Origin of the sequence: Amycolatopsis kentuckyensis, assembly GCF_041679295.1 — a bacterium.
Lineage (GTDB): Bacteria > Actinomycetota > Actinomycetes > Mycobacteriales > Pseudonocardiaceae > Amycolatopsis > Amycolatopsis kentuckyensis_A.
In genome coordinates, this window is sequence record NZ_JBGDMD010000003.1 from 733,798 (window position 1) to 750,990 (window position 17,193).

17 protein-coding genes are annotated in these 17,193 nt (G+C 72.1%); 10 read left to right on the forward strand and 7 right to left on the reverse strand.

Features of this window, described 5'->3' with window-relative positions:
- Window positions 1-50 precede the first annotated feature (50 nt).
- The 7 genes from ACERZO_RS15030 to ACERZO_RS15060 are packed head-to-tail and all read left to right on the forward strand — an operon-like array spanning window position 51 to window position 5,814.
- Window positions 51-1,367 carry an MFS transporter gene (locus ACERZO_RS15030; RefSeq protein WP_372665242.1) on the forward strand — a complete coding sequence of 439 codons (1,317 nt, stop codon included), beginning with the start codon at window positions 51-53 and terminating at the stop codon, window positions 1,365-1,367.
- Between the two features lie 6 nt (window positions 1,368-1,373).
- Window positions 1,374-2,042, forward strand: coding sequence for a response regulator transcription factor (locus tag ACERZO_RS15035; protein WP_372665243.1), 669 nt, complete (start codon window positions 1,374-1,376; stop codon window positions 2,040-2,042).
- 4 nt (window positions 2,043-2,046) lie between these two features.
- On the forward strand, window positions 2,047-3,435 hold the full coding sequence (locus tag ACERZO_RS15040) for a sensor histidine kinase (RefSeq protein WP_372665244.1): 1,389 nt from the start codon (window positions 2,047-2,049) through the stop codon (window positions 3,433-3,435).
- Window positions 3,432-4,376: a TAXI family TRAP transporter solute-binding subunit gene (locus ACERZO_RS15045; RefSeq protein ID WP_372665245.1), complete on the forward strand. Its 945-nt coding sequence runs from the start codon at window positions 3,432-3,434 to the stop codon at window positions 4,374-4,376. Before ACERZO_RS15040 ends, ACERZO_RS15045 begins: the two co-directional genes overlap by 4 nt.
- A gap of 16 nt (window positions 4,377-4,392) precedes the next feature.
- Window positions 4,393-4,815, forward strand: a complete 423-nt coding sequence (locus tag ACERZO_RS15050; protein ID WP_372665246.1) for an acyl-CoA thioesterase — start codon at window positions 4,393-4,395, stop codon at window positions 4,813-4,815.
- A 4-nt stretch (window positions 4,816-4,819) separates the two neighbouring features.
- Entirely contained in the window at window positions 4,820-5,281 is a 462-nt protein-coding gene (locus ACERZO_RS15055; protein WP_372665247.1) for a tRNA (cytidine(34)-2'-O)-methyltransferase, read from the forward strand.
- Window positions 5,282-5,304: 23 nt separating this feature from the next.
- Window positions 5,305-5,814, forward strand: coding sequence for a hypothetical protein (locus tag ACERZO_RS15060; protein ID WP_372665248.1), 510 nt, complete (start codon window positions 5,305-5,307; stop codon window positions 5,812-5,814).
- A gap of 1 nt (window position 5,815) precedes the next feature.
- Here ACERZO_RS15060 and ACERZO_RS15065 read toward each other — a convergent pair whose 3' ends face one another.
- The 4 genes from ACERZO_RS15065 to mobA all read right to left on the reverse strand — a co-directional run bounded on the left by ACERZO_RS15065 (window position 5,816) and on the right by mobA (window position 9,839).
- Window positions 5,816-6,796 (reverse strand): VWA domain-containing protein, encoded by a 981-nt coding sequence (locus ACERZO_RS15065; RefSeq protein ID WP_372665249.1) that lies wholly within the window; start codon window positions 6,794-6,796, stop codon window positions 5,816-5,818.
- Window positions 6,793-7,737, reverse strand: a complete 945-nt coding sequence (locus ACERZO_RS15070) for a DUF58 domain-containing protein (protein ID WP_372665250.1) — start codon at window positions 7,735-7,737, stop codon at window positions 6,793-6,795. The genes ACERZO_RS15065 and ACERZO_RS15070 overlap by 4 nt, the downstream gene beginning before the upstream one ends.
- A gap of 7 nt (window positions 7,738-7,744) precedes the next feature.
- The gene (locus tag ACERZO_RS15075) at window positions 7,745-8,815 is read right to left on the reverse strand and encodes an AAA family ATPase (RefSeq protein ID WP_176169441.1); all 1,071 of its coding nucleotides are present in this window, start codon (window positions 8,813-8,815) and stop codon (window positions 7,745-7,747) included.
- A gap of 478 nt (window positions 8,816-9,293) precedes the next feature.
- A complete protein-coding gene (mobA, locus tag ACERZO_RS15080; protein WP_372665251.1) occupies window positions 9,294-9,839 on the reverse strand; it encodes a molybdenum cofactor guanylyltransferase in 546 nt (181 codons plus the stop codon).
- Between the two features lie 27 nt (window positions 9,840-9,866).
- Here mobA and ACERZO_RS15085 point away from each other — a divergent pair, with 27 nt between their 5' ends.
- Window positions 9,867-10,268: a DUF1801 domain-containing protein gene (locus tag ACERZO_RS15085; RefSeq protein ID WP_372665252.1), complete on the forward strand. Its 402-nt coding sequence runs from the start codon at window positions 9,867-9,869 to the stop codon at window positions 10,266-10,268.
- Between the two features lies 1 nt (window position 10,269).
- On the opposite strand, the gene ACERZO_RS15090 is transcribed toward ACERZO_RS15085, so the two are convergent.
- Complete coding sequence (locus ACERZO_RS15090; protein WP_372665253.1) at window positions 10,270-10,980, reverse strand: SAM-dependent methyltransferase; 711 nt, start codon at window positions 10,978-10,980, stop codon at window positions 10,270-10,272.
- Between the two features lie 44 nt (window positions 10,981-11,024).
- Window positions 11,025-12,335 (reverse strand): NlpC/P60 family protein, encoded by a 1,311-nt coding sequence (locus ACERZO_RS15095; protein WP_372665574.1) that lies wholly within the window; start codon window positions 12,333-12,335, stop codon window positions 11,025-11,027.
- A gap of 348 nt (window positions 12,336-12,683) precedes the next feature.
- Between ACERZO_RS15095 and ACERZO_RS15100 the strand changes: the two genes are divergently transcribed.
- Together ACERZO_RS15100 and ACERZO_RS15105 are read left to right on the forward strand one after the other, a co-directional pair.
- Window positions 12,684-15,497 (forward strand): aconitate hydratase, encoded by a 2,814-nt coding sequence (locus ACERZO_RS15100; RefSeq protein WP_372665254.1) that lies wholly within the window; start codon window positions 12,684-12,686, stop codon window positions 15,495-15,497.
- 70 nt (window positions 15,498-15,567) lie between these two features.
- A complete protein-coding gene (locus ACERZO_RS15105; RefSeq protein ID WP_372665255.1) occupies window positions 15,568-16,356 on the forward strand; it encodes an alpha/beta fold hydrolase in 789 nt (262 codons plus the stop codon).
- Here ACERZO_RS15105 and ACERZO_RS15110 read toward each other — a convergent pair.
- Window positions 16,353-17,057 (reverse strand): MgtC/SapB family protein, encoded by a 705-nt coding sequence (locus ACERZO_RS15110; RefSeq protein WP_372665256.1) that lies wholly within the window; start codon window positions 17,055-17,057, stop codon window positions 16,353-16,355. The two genes, ACERZO_RS15105 and ACERZO_RS15110, sit on opposite strands and share 4 nt — an antisense overlap.
- Window positions 17,058-17,193: the final 136 nt, after the last annotated feature.

Sequence of the window (17,193 nt, forward strand, 5' to 3'; positions counted from 1 at the left end):
CTGGTTACCCGCTGGTTGGTCACCGTGAGTCGCAACACAGGAGGTCGACGATGACAACCCGGATCAGCGGGCCCGCCGAGGGCGCCGTCAGTGAAAAACGCGTGATCGGCAACGTGCTGCGCGGCTCCATCGGCAACCTGGTCGAGTGGTACGACTGGTACGCCTACGCCGCGTTCACCACGTACTTCGCCAAGTCGTTCTTCCCGACGACCGACACGACGGCGGCCTTCCTCGGCACCGCCGCCGTGTTCGCGGTCGGGTTCCTCATGCGCCCCCTCGGCGGCTGGATGCTCGGCCGGTTCGCCGACCGCTTCGGCCGGCGCAGCGCACTGGTGCTTTCGGTCACGCTGATGGCGGGCGGCTCCCTGCTCATCGCCGTGACGCCGAGCTACCACACGATCGGGCTGGCGGCGCCGATCCTGCTGCTGGTCGCCCGGCTCATCCAAGGGCTCTCCGTCGGCGGTGAGTACTCCACCTCGGCCACGTACCTGTCCGAAGTGGCCACCCCCGGCAAGCGCGGGTTCTACTCGAGCTTCCAGTACGTCACCCTCTACGGCGGCCAGCTGCTGGCGCTGGGTCTCCAGCTGATCCTGCAGGGCCTGCTCACGGAGCAGCAGCTGACGTCGTGGGGCTGGCGGATTGCGTTCGGCGTCGGCACGGTCGCCGCGCTCAGCGTCATGTGGCTGCGCCGCGGCATGGACGAGTCCGAGAGCTACACGCGCGAAGCGGACGCGAGCAAGACGACCGGCGAACGCGGCACGCTGCGTGCGCTGGCCAAGTACCCCAAGGAGATCGCGCTCGTCGTCGGGCTGACCCTCGGCGGCACGGTGGCGTTCTACACCTTCGCCACCTACAGCCAGAAGTTCCTCGAGAACACCGCCCACATCCCGCGGCGCACGGTCACCATCATCCTGTTCTCGGCGATCCTGCTGGCCGCGATCCTGCAGCCGCTCGCCGGGAAGCTGTCCGACCGGATCGGCCGGCGCCCGCTGCTGCTGTTCTTCGGCATCGCGGGCACGCTGCTCACCGTGCCGATCATGACGGTGATGGGCTCGACCCGGAACCCGGTCGGCGCGTTCTTCCTCGTCCTCGCGGGGCTCGTCGTCGTGGCGGGCTACACGTCGATCAACGCGATCGTGAAGGCCGAGCTGTTCCCGACGAAGATCCGCGCCATCGGCGTCGGGCTGCCGTACGCGCTGACCGTCGCCGTCTTCGGCGGTACCGCGGAGCTGATCGCGCAGGCGCTCAAGAGCGCCGGGCACGAGTCGGTGTTCTTCTGGTACGTCGCGGGCTGTGTCCTGGTCTCCCTGATCGTCTACGGCACAATGCGGGAAACCTCGAAGACCTCGGAGCTGGAAGAACGCTAGAAAGGGATGGCCGTGCGCGTGCTCCTCGTCGAAGACGACGCGGGTGTCGCCGGCGCGCTCGCCGAGTCGCTGCACGCGCGCGGTCATCCCGTCACCAGCGTCGGCCGCGGGGCCGACGCCCTGCACCGCCACCGCGACGCCGACCTGGTCCTGCTCGACCTCGGCCTGCCCGACATCGACGGCCTGGACGTGCTCCGCAAGATCCGGGCGGTCTCGCCGGTCCCGGTCATCGTCCTGACCGCCCGCGGTGACGAACGCTCGGTGGTCCGGGGCCTGCGCCTCGGCGCGGACGACTACCTCACCAAGCCCGTCCGGCTGGCCGAGCTGCTGGCCCGGATGGACGCCGTCGTGCGCCGCGCGGTGGCCCGCGACGCCCCGGCCGGTGACGTCGTGCGCGTCGAGGACGTCGAGATCGACCTCGGCGCCCGCCGCGTGCTCGTCGCCGGGCACGACATCGGGCTCACCACCAAGGAATTCGAGATCCTCGCCGTGCTCGCCGCCCGCCCGGGCACCGCGGTGAGCCGCCAGCAGCTGATGGACGAGGTCTGGGGCGACGCCTACCTCGCCGTCTCGCGCTCGCTCGACGTCCACCTCACCGGGCTGCGGGCGAAGCTGGACCGGCCGGGCCTGCTCACCACCATCCGCGGCTTCGGCTACCGGCTCGGCCGGGACTGACCCCGTGCGCACCCGGCTGCTGGTCGTGCTGGTCGCCCTCGCGCTGGCCGTGGTCGCCGCGTTCGCCGTGCCGCTGCTGGCGTCCACCGCCGAGCAGCGCACCCAACAGCTGGTCATCTCGCGCACCGCCGACGTCGACCGGTTCGTCGTGCTCGCCCAGCAGGCCGTCGACACGCGCGACCCGGCCGCGCTGGTGGCCGACGCGGCCCGCTACGCCGAGCTGTACGGCGAGGGTGTGGTCATCGTCGACGCGCGCCGCGATCCGCTGGTCCAGGCCGGCGGGCTGACCGCGGCCGACCCGGCGGTGCACGCACTGGTGGAAGCGACCATGCGCAACGAACCCGCGCCGCAGGTGGACAACCTCGGCCCGTGGTCGAACGAACCGGCCTACTTCGCGCGGCCGGTCGGCACCGGCACCCGCGTGTCCGGCGTGGTCGTGCTGCGGGCCTCGGTGACGGCGGCGGCCGCGGACGTCGCCACCCGCTGGGGCACCATCGGCGCCGGAGCGCTGCTGGTCGCGGTCGTGTTCGTGCTCCTCGCCGTGGTGCTGGCCCGCTGGATGGTGCGGCCGCTGCACGAGCTGGAGACCGGCGTCCTCGCCGTCGCCGCCGGGCACCGCGCGCACGTCCCGGAACGCGCCGGGCCGCGGGAGTTGCGGGTGCTGGCCGGCGAGGTCAACCGGATGTCCGAGGCCGTGCTCGAAGCCGCCGAGCAGCAGCACCGGCTGGTCGCCGACGCCTCCCACCAGCTGCGCAACCCCATGGCGGCGCTGCGGCTGCGCGTCGACTCCCTGGATGCGCAGGTGACCGGCGACAACACCACCTACCGGGCAACCGTCGCCGAGGTCGAACGGCTGGAGAAGCTCCTCGACGGCCTGCTGGCCCTCGCGCTGGCCGAAAGCACAGCGACGCGGGTCGCGGCCGGAGGTGCGGACGAGTCCTGCGACCTCGCCTCCGTGCTCGCCGAACGCGTCGACGCCTGGCGGCCGGCCGCCGAAGACGCGGGCTCGACGATCGTGCCGCCGCCAGGCCACGACGAGCCGGTGACCGTGCGTTGTCCGGAAGGGGAACTCGCGCAGATCCTCGATGTGTTGCTGGACAACGCCGTCCACTACGCGGGCCACGGCGCGAAGATCACGACGGACTGGGAAACCGGCGCGGACACCGCGACCCTCGTCGTCCGCGACGACGGACCCGGACTGTCCACTGAGGACCGGGCACGGGCGACCGAACGCTTCTGGCGCGCGGGCGGCGAAGGCGCGCCCCGCGGAACCGGACTGGGCCTGGCCATCGCGCACCAGCAGGTGCGCACCCGCGGCGGCGTCCTGGAACTGCGCCAGGCGCTCCCCCGCGGGCTCGAAGCCCGCGTCACGCTGCCCCTGGCGGCCCCATGACCCTCACGCGGCGCACCGCTCTCCTCGGCGGCCTCGGGCTCGCCCTGGCCGGCTGTTCGACGTCCGGCTACGGCGGCAAGGAACGGACGGTCACCATCGCGGCCGGCGAGCGCGGCGGCTTCTACCTCGCCTTCGCCGAACTGCTCGCCACCCAGCTGAGCCGCGCCGAGCCCAGGCTGCACGCCACCGCCGTGCCGACCGAGGCGAGCGTCGCCAACGTCGAGCTCGTCCGCCGCGGACAGGCCGACCTCGGGCTGGTGCTGGCCGACGTCGCCCAGACGGCGCTGACCGGCGGCGCGCCGTTCACCGGGAGGGTGCCGCTGCTCGCGCTCGGCCGCGTCTACGAGAACTACCTGCAGCTCGTGGTCCGCGCGGACGGGCCGGTGCGCCGGCTCGCCGACCTGACCGGCCGTCCGGTGTCGCTCGGCGCGGGCGGCTCCGGCGCGGCCCAGCTCGGCGAGCGCCTGTTCGCCAAGGCCGGCATCGCGGTCGACGCCCGGCACCTGCTCTTCGACGACGCCGTCCGCGCGCTGGCCGCGCGCCGGATCGACGCCATGCTGTGGTCCGGCGGAGTGCCGACGCCCAAGCTCGCCGACCTCACCCGCACGACCCCCATCGCGCTGCTGCCCCTGGATTCGGTGGTGCCCCCGCTGCGCGCCGCGTTCGGACCGGTGTACGACCAGGTCCAGGTGCCCGACGGCGCGTACCGCGGGGTCGGCGCGCTGGGCACGATCGGCGTCGCGAACCTGCTCGTCTGCTCCCCCGCCCTGCCCGACGACGTCGCCGCGGCCGTCGTCCGGCTGCTCGTCGAGCGGGCGACCGACCTGGTGCCCGCCGAAGCGGTCGGCACGCAGTTCCTCGACGTGCGCACGCTCATCGGCACGCAGCCGGTACCGCTGCAGCCGGGCGCGGCGGCCGCGTACCGGGCGCTGCACGGCTGACCGCTAGATTGGGGCGGTGACCGAACCCCGCCGCCCCGTCGTCCGGATGCCGCTGCGCGTGCGCTACCACGAGTGCGACGGCCAGGGCATCGTCTTCAACGCCCACTACCTGGCCTATGTGGACATGTGCGCGTTCGAGGCGGAGAAGGCGCTCTTCGGTTCGCACGAGGAATTCCTGGCCCACCGCACCGACGTCGTCGTGGCGGAGGCGAACCTGAAGTTCCGCGCCCCGGCCCGGTACGACGAAGAACTGGTGGTTTCGCAGTACCTGAACCACCTCGGCACGACATCGCTGATCTTCGACTTCGAGATCCACCGCGGCGACACCCTGATCGCGGCGGCGACCCTCCGGTACGTGTTCATCGACCCGGAGACGCTGCGCCCTTCCGCACCGCCCGACGCGGTCCGGAAGGCCTACGCGGCCCTGCTCGAGGACTGATCCCGTGTTCCGAGTTCTCTTCTACCAGCCGGAAATCCCGCCGAACACGGGCAACGCGATCCGGCTCGCCGCGAACACCGGGTGCGAGCTGCACCTGGTCGAGCCGCTCGGGTTCACGTTGGAGGACAAGCAGCTGCGCCGCGCCGGCCTCGACTACCACGACCTCGCCCGGGTGCACGTCCACGCGTCGCTGGCCGCGGCTTGGGAAGCGTTGCTGCCGGCCAAGGTGTACGCGTTCAGCGCGTCGGCGACCCGGCTGTACACGGAGGTCGCGTACGGGCCGGGAGACGTGCTGATGTTCGGGCCGGAGTCGGTCGGGCTGCCGGTATCGGTGCAGGAGGCACCGGAGGTGACCGACCGCGTGCGGCTGCCGATGGTGCCGACGAGCCGGTCGCTGAACGTCGCCAACACAGCGGCTATCACGGTTTACGAGGCCTGGCGGCAGAACGGCTTCGCGGGCGCGTGATCACCGTCCGGTAGGTTCGCCGGATGCGACAGCAGTTCCTGGGGGCGCTCATCGGCGCCGCGTTCGGCACCGTGTTCGTCCTCGTCAACTCCGGTGACCCGCTTCCCGCCGCGATCGGCTGGGTGCTGCGCGCTCTCGCCGTGCTCGCGCTCGCGGCCGTTGTCGTCCTCGGCGTCCGCGCCGGTGGCCGGCCCACCCTCGAAGGACGGCCGATGTTCGGGCCGAGCTACCGCGTCGTCGTCATCGGCGAGGTCGTGCTGCTGATCGCCGGGTTCTTCGTGCTGAGTCTGCTCGACGCGCCGGTGCAGGCGAACGTCGCGTGGATCGCCACCGTCGTCGGCCTGCACTTCGTCGCGCTGGCGTCGGCGTGGAAGACCCGCTCGATCCTCGTGGTCGGCGTGCTCCTCACGGTCCTCGGCGTCGCCGGCCTCGCCCTGCTGGGGAGCGCGGCGACCTGGGTGCCGTTCGTCAGCGGGGTGCTCTCCGGGGTGACCCTGCTCGGCGGAAGCCTCTACGGCGTCCGCCGAGCCTGAGTCACGGCAGTCTCTGCCCGAAGAACAAGCTCGCCGCCGCGCCGAGCATGAGGATCAGCGTCCCCGCGACCACCCACGGCTTGCTCGCGTCGGCGTCCTTCAACTCGTAGCCGATCTGCTCGCCGAGGTCCGCGTAGACCTTCTTCAGCTCCTCGGCGCTCGCCGCCTTGTAGAACTCGCCGCCCGACAGCCGGGCGATCTCGCGCAGCGACTCGTCGTCCACGCTCACCGGCTGGGCCTTGCCGTCGATGTCCACCGAACCGTGGGTCGTGCCGAACGAGATCGACGAGATCGGCACCCCGGCCTGCTTCGCCGCCTGCGCCGCCGTGTAGCCACCGCGCGCCGCGTACAGATCCTCCGGCACCGTCTGCTTGCCGTCGGACATCAGCACGATGCGGGCCGGCGGCGGTCCGTCGGCTCCACCCACGACGCTCGAGAAGCTCTCCACCGACTGCAGGGCCGCGAAAATGCCTTCCCCGGTCGCCGTCGACTGGGCCAGCTTGAGGTTCTCGATCGCCTTGATCACGCCGTTGCGGTCGGTGGTCGGGTTGACCAGCACGGTCGCCGTGCCCGCGAACGAGATCAGGCCCAGGTTGATGCCCGGGGTCATGTTCTGCGCGAACTGCGTCGCCGCGTCCTGGGCCGCCTTCAGCCGCGTCGGCGCGACGTCGGTGGCCTCCATCGACAGCGACACGTCGATCACCAGCATCACGGTCGCCCGGTTGCGCGGCACCTTCTGCTCGGCGGTCGGCCCGGCCAGCGCCACGGTGAGGATCAGCAGCGACAGCACGATCAGCACCGCCGGCAGGTGCCGCACCCAGCCCTGGCTCTTCGGCGCGACCTTCTCCAGCAGCGCGAGGTTCGCGAACCGCATGGTCCGCTTCCGCCGCGCGCGCTGCGCCAGCACGTACCCGATCGCGACCGCCGCGACGGCGATCAGCAACAGGAACCACCAAGGCGCGGCGAAACCCGTCAAACTCACGCAACACCCCCCGACCAGCGGCGCTTGCGGGCGACGACGAACCGCACCATGTCGGCGATCCAGTCGGCGTCCGTGCGCAGCGTCAGGTGGGCCGCGCCCGCGCGCCGCAGGCCGGCCGCCACCGTCTGGCGGTGGGCGTGGGCCGCGGCCCCGAACTCCTTGCGCAGCAAGGCCGACGCATGCACTTCGCGCTGTTTCCCTGTCTCCGGGTCGGCCAGCACGACGGTCCCCACCTCGGGCAGGTCGACGTCGCGGGGGTCGAGGACTTCGATCGCGATCAGTTCGTGGCGCCCGCCCAGCGCCCGCAGCGGCCGCTCCCAGGACGTGTCACCCAGGAAGTCGGAGATCACCACGGCCAGGCCACGGCGGCGCGGCGGCCGGCGCAGCGCTTCCAAAGCAGCGGCGAAGTCACCGCGGGTGCCTTCGGCCGCCCGAGGAGTCTCGGCCAGCTTCCGCACCAGGCCGCGGGCGTGCGCGAGGCCGCCGCGTGCCGGGATGCGGGTCAGCTCGGCGCCGGTGGAGACCAGCGCGCCGAGCCGGTTGCCGCCGCCCCCGGTCAGGTGCGCGACCGCCGCGACCGCGCAGACCACCAGGTCCCGCTTCTCGCACAGCGCGGTGCCGAAGTCGAGGCTCGCCGACAGGTCGGCGACCACCCACGTCTCGAGCTCGCGGTCGGCCACGGTCTCGCGGATGTGCGGGGTCGTGGTGCGGGCGGTGACCGCCCAGTCCATCCGGCGGACGTCGTCGCCGGGCTGGTACGGGCGCGCCTCGCCGGGCTCGGACCCCGGCCCCGGCACGAGGCCGAGGTGGTTGCCCTGCAGCAGCCCGTCGAGCCGGCGGCGGACGTCGAGCTCCAGTGTCCGCAGCCCGGCTTCGAGGCGGTCGCCCCGCAGCACCGGGGGCGCCCACGAAGGGCGTTCGCCCTTCTCGTTCTTCGCCATCGCCGGGTTACCTGACCGGCGCGCCCGCCGGGACCGGGCCGCCCTGGCCGGCCCCGCCCTGCGGCCGGGCCGAGACCTGCGGCAGCGGCACGGTCTGCAGCACGCGCGTGATGATGTGGTCGATGGGCACGCCGTCGGCGAGCGCGTCGTAGGACAGCACGAGCCGGTGGCGCAGCACGTCCGGGACGACGTCGACGACGTCCTGCGGCAGCACGTAGTCGCGGCCGCGGACCAGGGCCAGCGCGCGGGCGGCGGCGATGATGCCGAGGCTCGCCCGCGGCGAAGCGCCGTAGGACACCCAGCCGGCGACGTCGGCGAGGCCGTGCTCGTTCGGCGTGCGGGTGGTCAGCACGAGCCGCACGACGTAGTCGACAAGCGCGTGGTGCACGAACACCTGCGACGCGACGCCCTGCAGCCGGACCAGCTCGGTCGGGCTGAGCACCTCGTGCGGGGTGGGCGGGGTGACGCCCATCCGGTAGATGATCTCGCGCTCCTCCTCGGCGGAGGGGTACTCGACGACGATCTTGAACAGGAACCGGTCGCGCTGCGCCTCGGGCAGCGGGTACACGCCCTCGTTCTCGATCGGGTTCTGGGTGGCCAGCACGAGGAACGGGTCGGGCATCGGGAACGTCTGCCCGCCGATCGACACGTGCCGCTCCGCCATGACCTCGAGCATCGCCGACTGCACCTTGGCCGGCGCGCGGTTGATCTCGTCGGCGAGCACGAAGTTGGCCACGACCGGGCCGAGCTCGACGTCGAACCGCTCGGCGCCCTGGCGGTAGATCCGGGTGCCGAGGATGTCCGCGGGCACCAGGTCGGGGGTGAACTGGACGCGCGAGAACGAGCCCCCGACGACCCGCGCGAACGTCTCGACGGCGAGGGTCTTCGCCACGCCGGGCACGCCTTCGAGCAGCAGGTGGCCCTTGGCCAGCAGGCCGACCAGCATCCGCTCGACCAGGCGGTCCTGGCCGACGATGATCCGCTTGACCTCGAACACGGTCCGCTCCAGCAACTGGGCGTCCCGCGCCGGTGTCGCCTGCTGGCCGTTCCCGCCCTCGGCGTAGCCGGGCTCGGTCACTCTGCCTCCTCGAAAGTTCGTGCGCCGCCCCCGCGACGGTGATCACGCGGTGCGACCGTACTGCGTCCCCCGGTCGTCCGTCGCATCCGGCACGCGGACGCACGGGTTCGCCGTGAGTAGCCAACACCGTCAGCGGTGTGACATCTGTGAAGCTGATCCGGTTCCCGGGTTCACCGGTGCCGATCGGCCGGTCGACAGCGGAGGAGCGCAGCGGCTTCCGGCGCCCCTGTCTGGTCCGGCGGCAATTCCGCCGGTCGACCGCGAGCCCCCGGCAGGACACCCGCGGCTCGCTGCTGCGGTTCCCGGTCTCACCCGTGCCGTTCCGCCGGTCGGCACCGGACGCGCAGCGGCTTCCGGCCACGCCGATCCGGTCCCGCCCACCAGGCGCGCGGCACCCCGTTCCGGCGGCGATTCCGCCGGTCGACCGCAGGCTCCGGCAGCAAAGCCAACCTGCGGCGAAGCTCATCCGCTGCCGGTCTCAGCGGTGCCGCTCGAGGTCCTCGGGCGTGTCGATATCGTCCGCTTCGCCCAGTTCGGCCGGCACCTCGGTGACGCTCAGCCCGCCGAGCACCCGCCGCAGCGCCGCGTTCTCCACCTGCTCGGGCAACGCCGCCCGCAGCGCCGCGGTCCGCCACGCGCCGAGCAGCCACTGCCGGGCCCCGCCGGCGTCCACGAGGACCGCGCCGTCGCCGTCGCCGATCGCCGCGACCAGGCGGTCCACAGTGGACCGGCGGACGCCCGGGAGGTCGGCCGCCAGTACGACGACCGCCTCGACGCCGTCCGGGACGAACGCGAGACCGGCGGCCAGTGCCGCGACGGGCCCGGTGCCGGGCACCGGTTCGCGCGTCCACACGACGTCGAAGCCGGGCCGCCGCGGACCGACCGCGACGACGCGCTCGGCGCCCGAGAGCGCGTGGATCGCGCGGGCCAGCAAGGGTTTCCCGCCCACCGACAGCGCCGGCTTGTCCACACCGGACAGTCTGCTGGCCGAACCCCCGGCCACCACGATCCCCGCGTACCGCATCCGGGGAATCTAACCCATACTGGACGCGTGTCCTACACCGTCGAACCGCGCGTCGACGCCTACATCGACGCCCTGCCCGGGTGGCAGCAGGCGATCTGCCGGGAGGTCCGCGAGCTGGTCCACGCGGCGGACCCCGACGTCGTCGAGACCATCAAGCGCACCCGCCAGCCGTACTTCGTGCTGGAGGGCAACATCTGCGCCCTGCTGGCCGCGAAGGACCACGTCAACGTCTTCGTCTACGACGGCGGCATCGTCCCCGACCCGGACGGCATCATCACCGCCGGGCACGGCAACAAGACCGCGCGGACGGTCGCCTTCCGCGAGGGCGAGCCGATCAACGCACCCGCGCTCACGGCGATGTTCCGGCAGATCATCGCGAACAACCGCGCCGGCGGCTGGCGCAAGCTGAAGCGCGAGGGGAAGGCCTGATTCAGCGGGTCAGCACGAGGTAGGCCAGGCCCAGCACGCCCCGGTAGTCGCGGACGTACTCGCGCAGCCGCCGGTCGAGCCACTCGCGCACCTCGCCGGCCCGCGGATCGGCCGGGTGCGCCGCCAGCCAGTCCTCCCAGCCGGCCCGCGAGGTCGACTCGAAGTCGTCCCATTCGAGCTGGTCAGCCGTGCTCAGGTGCCGGACACGCCAGCCGGCCGCGGTCGCGGCGTCGAGCAGCTCCGGCAGCGTGAGCATGTCCGGGCCGAAGATCTCGCGGGCCGCGTCGTTCGGAGGCGTCGCCCAGAAGCCGTCGCCGTAGAGCAGCCTGCCGGACGGCACCACCCGGGCGAGCCCCTCCAGCGCGGCCTTGGTCGAGCCGAAGACGTGCGCGGCGCCGACGCAGAACGCCCGCTCGACGGGGAGGTCCCAGGTCGCGGCGTCCGCCTCGGTGAAGTCCACCGCGAGCCCCCGCTCGGCGGCCGCCGCCCGGCCGCGGTCGAGGGCGGTCACGTCGGTGTCGACGCCGGTCGCGCGCAGGCCCGGCGCCCGCGCCGAGGCCCGCAGCAGCAGCTCGCCCCAGCCGCACCCGAGGTCGACGAGGTGTCCTTCGCCGAGGGCCATCCGATCGAGCAGCAGCGAAGCGTGCGCCTCGGACAGGGGCGTGTTCCAGCGCATCCCGGTGCGCCGCAGCGCGTTCAGTTCGTCGTCCACGCGGACGATCCTGGCGGCCGCCGCCGACCGCGTCGACCGGGTTTTCAGCCGATCAAGCGGGTCGCGTACGGCATGATCCCGCCGTAGCGGACCGGCGCGATCCGGACGCGCAGCCCGGACTGCGGCGCCTCGACCATCTGGCCGCCGCCGAGGTAGAGCGCGACGTGGTGGATGCCGCCCGCGCCGCCCCAGAACAGCATGTCGCCGCGGCGCATCTGCGACAGCGGCACCCGCCGCCCGGCCGTGTATTGGTAACCGCTGTAGTGCGGCAGGCCCTTGACGCCGGCGAAGGCGTAGATCATCAGGCCCGAGCAGTCGAAGCCGATCTTGTTGTAGTCGCCGTACCGGTCGGCGACGCCGCCGTCGCGGATGCCGCGCGTCGGGCCGCTCGCGTTGCCGCCGCCCCAGGCGTACGGCAGGCCGATCTTCGACAGCGCCCGCGCGATGACCGCCTCGATCGAGGAGCCCGCCGGGCCCGACGCCGGCTTGCTCGCCGGGCGCCCGCCACCACCGGAGGAGCCGAGCGCGGCCTGGCGGGCGCGTTCGTCGTCCTCGCGCTGCTTCTCGGCGAGCCAGTCCTGGTAGCGCTGCCGCTGGCCCTGCAGGCCGTTGACCTTGGCCTGGGCGGCGTAGAGCTGCTGCTCGACGTCGGACTTGTTCTTCTCGAGCTGGGTGTTCTGCGTGGCCTGGCTGTCCTGCGCGCTGATCGCCCTGGCCTGCGCGGCGTCCGCGCTGGTCTTCGCCTGCCGCGCCGCGTCCTGCTTCTGCTGGGCGATCTCGGCGGCCTTGCGGGCCGCGGCGTCCTTGTTCGACTTCTCGGTCTGCGCCTGCTGGAGCCGGTCGAGGGCGTTGAGCCGGTCGCCGCCGACGGCGTCGAGCAGCTGCGCGCGGGCCAGCATGTCCTTCGGGCTGTCGGCGCTCAGGTACGCCGAGAGCGAGCCGACCGTGCTGCCCTGCTGGAAGCTCGCGGCGGCGAACGACTTGAGGTCGTTGCGTGCCTTCTCGATCGCCGCGGCCGCCGCGTCCGCCTCGGTGCGCGCGGCCTTCGCGTCGTTCTCCGCCTGCGTGGCGGCGTCCTGCGCGGACTGCAGGTCGACCAGGGCCTTGTTGGCCTCTTCCTGCTTGAGCTCGACGTCGTCCTGCAGTTGCGACAGCTTCTGCTCGGCCTGGGCCAGCTGGTTGGTCAGCCGGCCGACCTCGCCGGCCTTCGAGTTGGCCTCGGCCTTACTCGAATTGATGTCCGAGTCGCTGGGGTTGGGCGGCGGCGGGGGCGCTGCGAGGCCCGTGCCGCCCGCGCCGAACAAGATCACCAGCGTGAGCGCGCTCACGGTGAGTCCACGGCGGCCGCGCGGCACCTCCGAAACCCGACGCCGTCCCGCCACGACCGCCCACCTCCGCTCACCTGCGCACATCGCGCGTCACTGCAGTCACACCACTATCACAAGCATCAGCGGAAACTTACACACCGTAGGCACCAATTCCCCTCATTGAGGGACCCCCGTCGCGGATGGCGCAGCCCACACCGCGTGTCGTCTTGTCCGTTAAACAGGACACGCGTACTGTTTGAGGCACCGCGAGGTGTGGCATCCCGAATCCGGTCCTACGGTGGGGGTGCGCAAGACTCGCCACCACCGAACCCGACCGAACTGACCCGGGACTCGACCGCCGCACCGGCGCGGAAGTCCACGCCACTGGAGTTAGACGTGACCGCACCTGCCAGCAAGGACAGCTTCGGCGCCAAAGACACGCTGAAGGTCGGCGACGCCTCGTACGAGGTGTTCCGCCTGAACAAGGTCGAAGGCGCCGAGCGCCTGCCGTACAGCCTGAAGATCCTGCTCGAGAACCTGCTGCGCACCGAGGACGGCGCGAACATCACCGCCGACCACATCCGCGCGCTCGGCTCGTGGGACCCGAACGCCGACCCGTCGATCGAGATCCAGTTCACGCCCGCCCGCGTGATCATGCAGGACTTCACCGGCGTGCCGTGCGTCGTCGACCTCGCCACCATGCGCGAGGCGGTCACCGACCTCGGCGGCGACCCCGACAAGGTCAACCCGCTCGCCCCCGCCGAGCTGGTCATCGACCACTCGGTCATCATCGACGTCTTCGGCCGCCCTGACGCGTTCGAGCGCAACGTCGAAATCGAGTACGAGCGCAACCGCGAGCGCTACCAGTTCCTGCGCTGGGGCCAGGGCGCCTTCGACGAGTTCAAGGTCGTCCCGCCGGGCACCGGCATCGTGCACCAGGTCAACATCGAGCACCTCGCGCGCACGGTCATGTCCCGCAACGGGCAGGCCTACCCCGACTCCTGCGTCGGCACCGACTCGCACACCACCATGGTCAACGGCCTGGGCGTGCTGGGCTGGGGCGTCGGCGGCATCGAGGCCGAGGCGGCCATGCTGGGCCAGCCGGTGTCGATGCTCATCCCGCGCGTCGTCGGCTTCAAGCTGACCGGTGAGATCCCGGCCGGCGTCACCGCCACCGACGTCGTGCTCACGATCACCGAGATGCTGCGCCGCCACGGCGTGGTCGGCAAGTTCGTCGAGTTCTACGGCGAGAGCGTCTCCGCCGTGCCGCTGGCCAACCGGGCCACCATCGGCAACATGAGCCCGGAGTTCGGCTCCACCGCGGCGATCTTCCCGATCGACGAGGAGACCGTCCGCTACCTCAAGCTGACCGGCCGCTCCGCCGAGCAGGTCGCGCTGGTCGAGGCCTACGCCAAGGAGCAGGGCCTCTGGCACGACCCGTCGCGCGAGGCGTCCTACTCCGAGTACCTCGAGCTGGACCTCTCGACGGTCGTCCCGTCGATCGCCGGCCCGAAGCGCCCGCAGGACCGCATCGAGCTGTCGGACGCGAAGTCGTCGTTCCGCAAGTCGATCCACGACTACGTGGACGGCGAGGACACCACGCCGCACACCAAGATGGACGAGGCTTCGGAGGAGTCCTTCCCGGCCAGCGACGCGCCCTCGCTGTCGTTCGCCGAGGACGACGCCGCGCCGGTCACCAGCTCCGCCGCGAACGGCGCGTCGGGCCGCCCGAGCAAGCCGGTCAAGGTCTCGACGGCCGACCGCGGCGAGTTCGTCCTCGACCACGGCGCCGTGGTGATCGCCTCGATCACCTCGTGCACCAACACCTCGAACCCGTCGGTCATGCTCGGCGCCGCGCTGCTCGCGCGCAACGCCGTGGACAAGGGCCTCGCGGTCAAGCCGTGGGTGAAGACGTCGATGGCGCCGGGCTCGCAGGTCGTCACCGACTACTACACCAAGGCCAACCTGTGGCCGTACCTGGAGAAGCTGGGCTACCACCTGGTCGGCTACGGCTGCACCACCTGCATCGGCAACTCCGGCCCGCTCTCGGACGAGATCTCCGCGGCCATCCAGGAGAACGACCTGACCGCGGTCTCGGTGCTCTCGGGCAACCGGAACTTCGAAGGCCGGATCAACCCCGACGTGAAGATGAACTACCTCGCGTCGCCGCCGCTGGTCATCGCCTACGCGCTGGCCGGCACGATGGACTTCGACTTCGCGTCCCAGCCGCTCGGCCAGGACACGGACGGCAACGACGTCTTCCTCAAGGACATCTGGCCGACCGCGCAGGAGATCCAGGAGACCATCGACTACGCGATCACGCAGGAGATGTTCACCAAGGACTACGCCGACGTCTTCGACGGCGGCGAGCGCTGGAAGTCGCTGCCCACCCCGGAGGGCAAGACCTTCGAGTGGGACGCCGAGTCCACCTACGTCCGGAAGCCCCCGTACTTCGAGGGCATGACGCCGGAGCCGTCGGCGGTCACCGACATCACCGGCGCGCGCGTGCTGGCGAAGCTGGGCGACTCGGTCACCACCGACCACATCTCCCCCGCCGGCGCGATCAAGCCGGGCACCCCGGCCGCGCAGTACCTGACCGAGCACGGCGTGGAGAAGAAGGACTTCAACTCCTACGGCTCGCGCCGCGGCAACCACGAGGTGATGATCCGCGGCACGTTCGCGAACATCCGGCTGCGCAACCAGCTCCTCGACGACGTCCAGGGCGGCTACACCCGCGACTTCACGCAGGAGGGCGCGCCGCAGGCGTTCATCTACGACGCGGCGCAGAACTACGCGGCGGCGGGCACCCCGCTGGTCGTGCTGGGCGGCAAGGAGTACGGCTCGGGCTCGTCGCGTGACTGGGCGGCCAAGGGCACGTCGCTGCTGGGCGTGCGCGCGGTGATCACCGAGTCGTTCGAGCGCATCCACCGCTCGAACCTGATCGGCATGGGCGTCATCCCGCTGCAGTTCCCGCAGGGCGAATCGGCCTCGTCGCTCGGCCTGGACGGCACCGAGACGTTCGACATCTCGGGCATCACCAAGCTGAACGACGGCGAGACCCCGCGCACGGTGCACGTCACGGCCACCAAGGCGGACGGCACCAAGGTGGAGTTCGAGGCGGACGTCCGCATCGACACCCCGGGCGAGGCGGACTACTACCGCAACGGCGGCATCCTGCAGTACGTGCTGCGGAAGATGACGCAGGCGTAAGGTTTTTCGCCCCGAAGGCCTCCCCATCGATCGCGGTGGGGAGGCCTTCTTTTCGGGTACGGTGCCGGGCATGGGGGAAATCGAGCTCGGCGACGGCACCCTGTCCTACGAAGAACGCGGCCACGGCCGGCCGATCGTGTTCCTGCACTCGGGCGGCATGACCCGCGCGATGTGGGACGAGCAGTTCGCCCGCCTCGCGCGGACCCACCGGGTCCTCCGCTACGACGCCCGCGGCGCGGGCGGTTCGTCGAACCCGCCGCCGGAGTTCTCGCACGGCGAGGACCTGCGGGAACTGCTCGACGCCCGAGGCATCGAGCGGCCGGTGCTGGTCGGCTGTTCCTTCGGCAGCCGGGTGTTCCTCGACTTCGCACTGGCGCACCCGGACCGGGTCGGCGGCCTGGTCCTCACCTCGCCCGGGATCAGCGGCATGGAGTTCCACGACCCGTTCGTCCTCGACCTGCTGGGGAAGGCAGGCGAGGCGGCCCGGTCCGGCGACGGCCCCGCCCTGCTCGACTGCGTCCTGAGGCTGTGGGTGGACGGGCCGCACCGCACGGCCGCCGAAGTCGATCCGGTGGTCCGGCAGGCGTGCCGGGACATGCTGGTGGACAACGCCGCGCAGGGCCACCCGGCGCCGGTCCTCGGCACCGAGCTGGGCGCGATCGGCCGGGTCGCCGAGATCGACGCCCGCACGCTGGTGGTCACCGGCGACCTGGATTCGACCGACATCTTCGCCGTCGCGGACCTGGTCGGCCGCGAGGCACCGCACGCGCGCCGGGTGAAGGTGCCCGGCGCGGCGCACATGGTGAACCTCGAGCAGCCCGCCCGGTTCGGCCAGCTGCTCGAGGAGTTCCTCGGTTAGGCCGGCACGGCTTCCCAGCGCACGCTGGAGACCGACGGCTCCAGCGAGAGCCGCGAGACCGCCGCCTCCATCTGGGCGTCGTCGCGCTGGTCGCCGACCAGCTCGGCGCGAACTTCGACCGTGCGGTCGTCGCGGTCGGTGCTCAGCACCGACAGCAGCCGGAAGTCCGTGCGGGTCAGCGACTGCACGAGCAGCGCCCGCACGTGCGCTTCGGTCGCGTCGCGGGTGACGGCCTGGAACGCGTACCGCGTCGGTGTCTCGTCGCCCGCGTCCGGGCGGCGGTCGACGACCCGGCCCAGCGGCCGCAGCACCACGTTCACCCCGACGACGACGGCGGTCCCGGCCACCGCCACCGGGTAGAGGCCGGCCCCGGCGAGCGCCCCGACCGCGGCCGAGCACCACAGCGTCGCCGCGGTGTTGAGGCCGCGGACGTTGAGCCCGTCGCGCAGGATGACGCCGGCGCCGAGGAACCCGATGCCCGAGACGATCTGGGCCGCGACCCGCGTCGGGTCGGCGTCGCCGCTGGTGGTGAGTCCGCCGAAGCCGTGCGCGGACAGCAGCACGAACAGCGTCGCGCCGACCGCGACCAGCGCGTTGGTGCGCAGCCCGGCCATCCGGGCGCGGAACTGGCGCTCGATCCCGATGACGGCACCCAGGCCGACACCGGCGCCGACGCGCAGCAGCATTTCGAAGATGGTCATGTCCGACTCTTTTCCGGCGTGCGCGCACTGCCGGACAGGGGACGGTACGGACTCAGCCCAGCCGGAAACCTCCGGTGAGCGCGCGCCCGGCCGTCCGATGACTGTCCGCTGGCATGTGCCGCTCACCTCGCTTCCC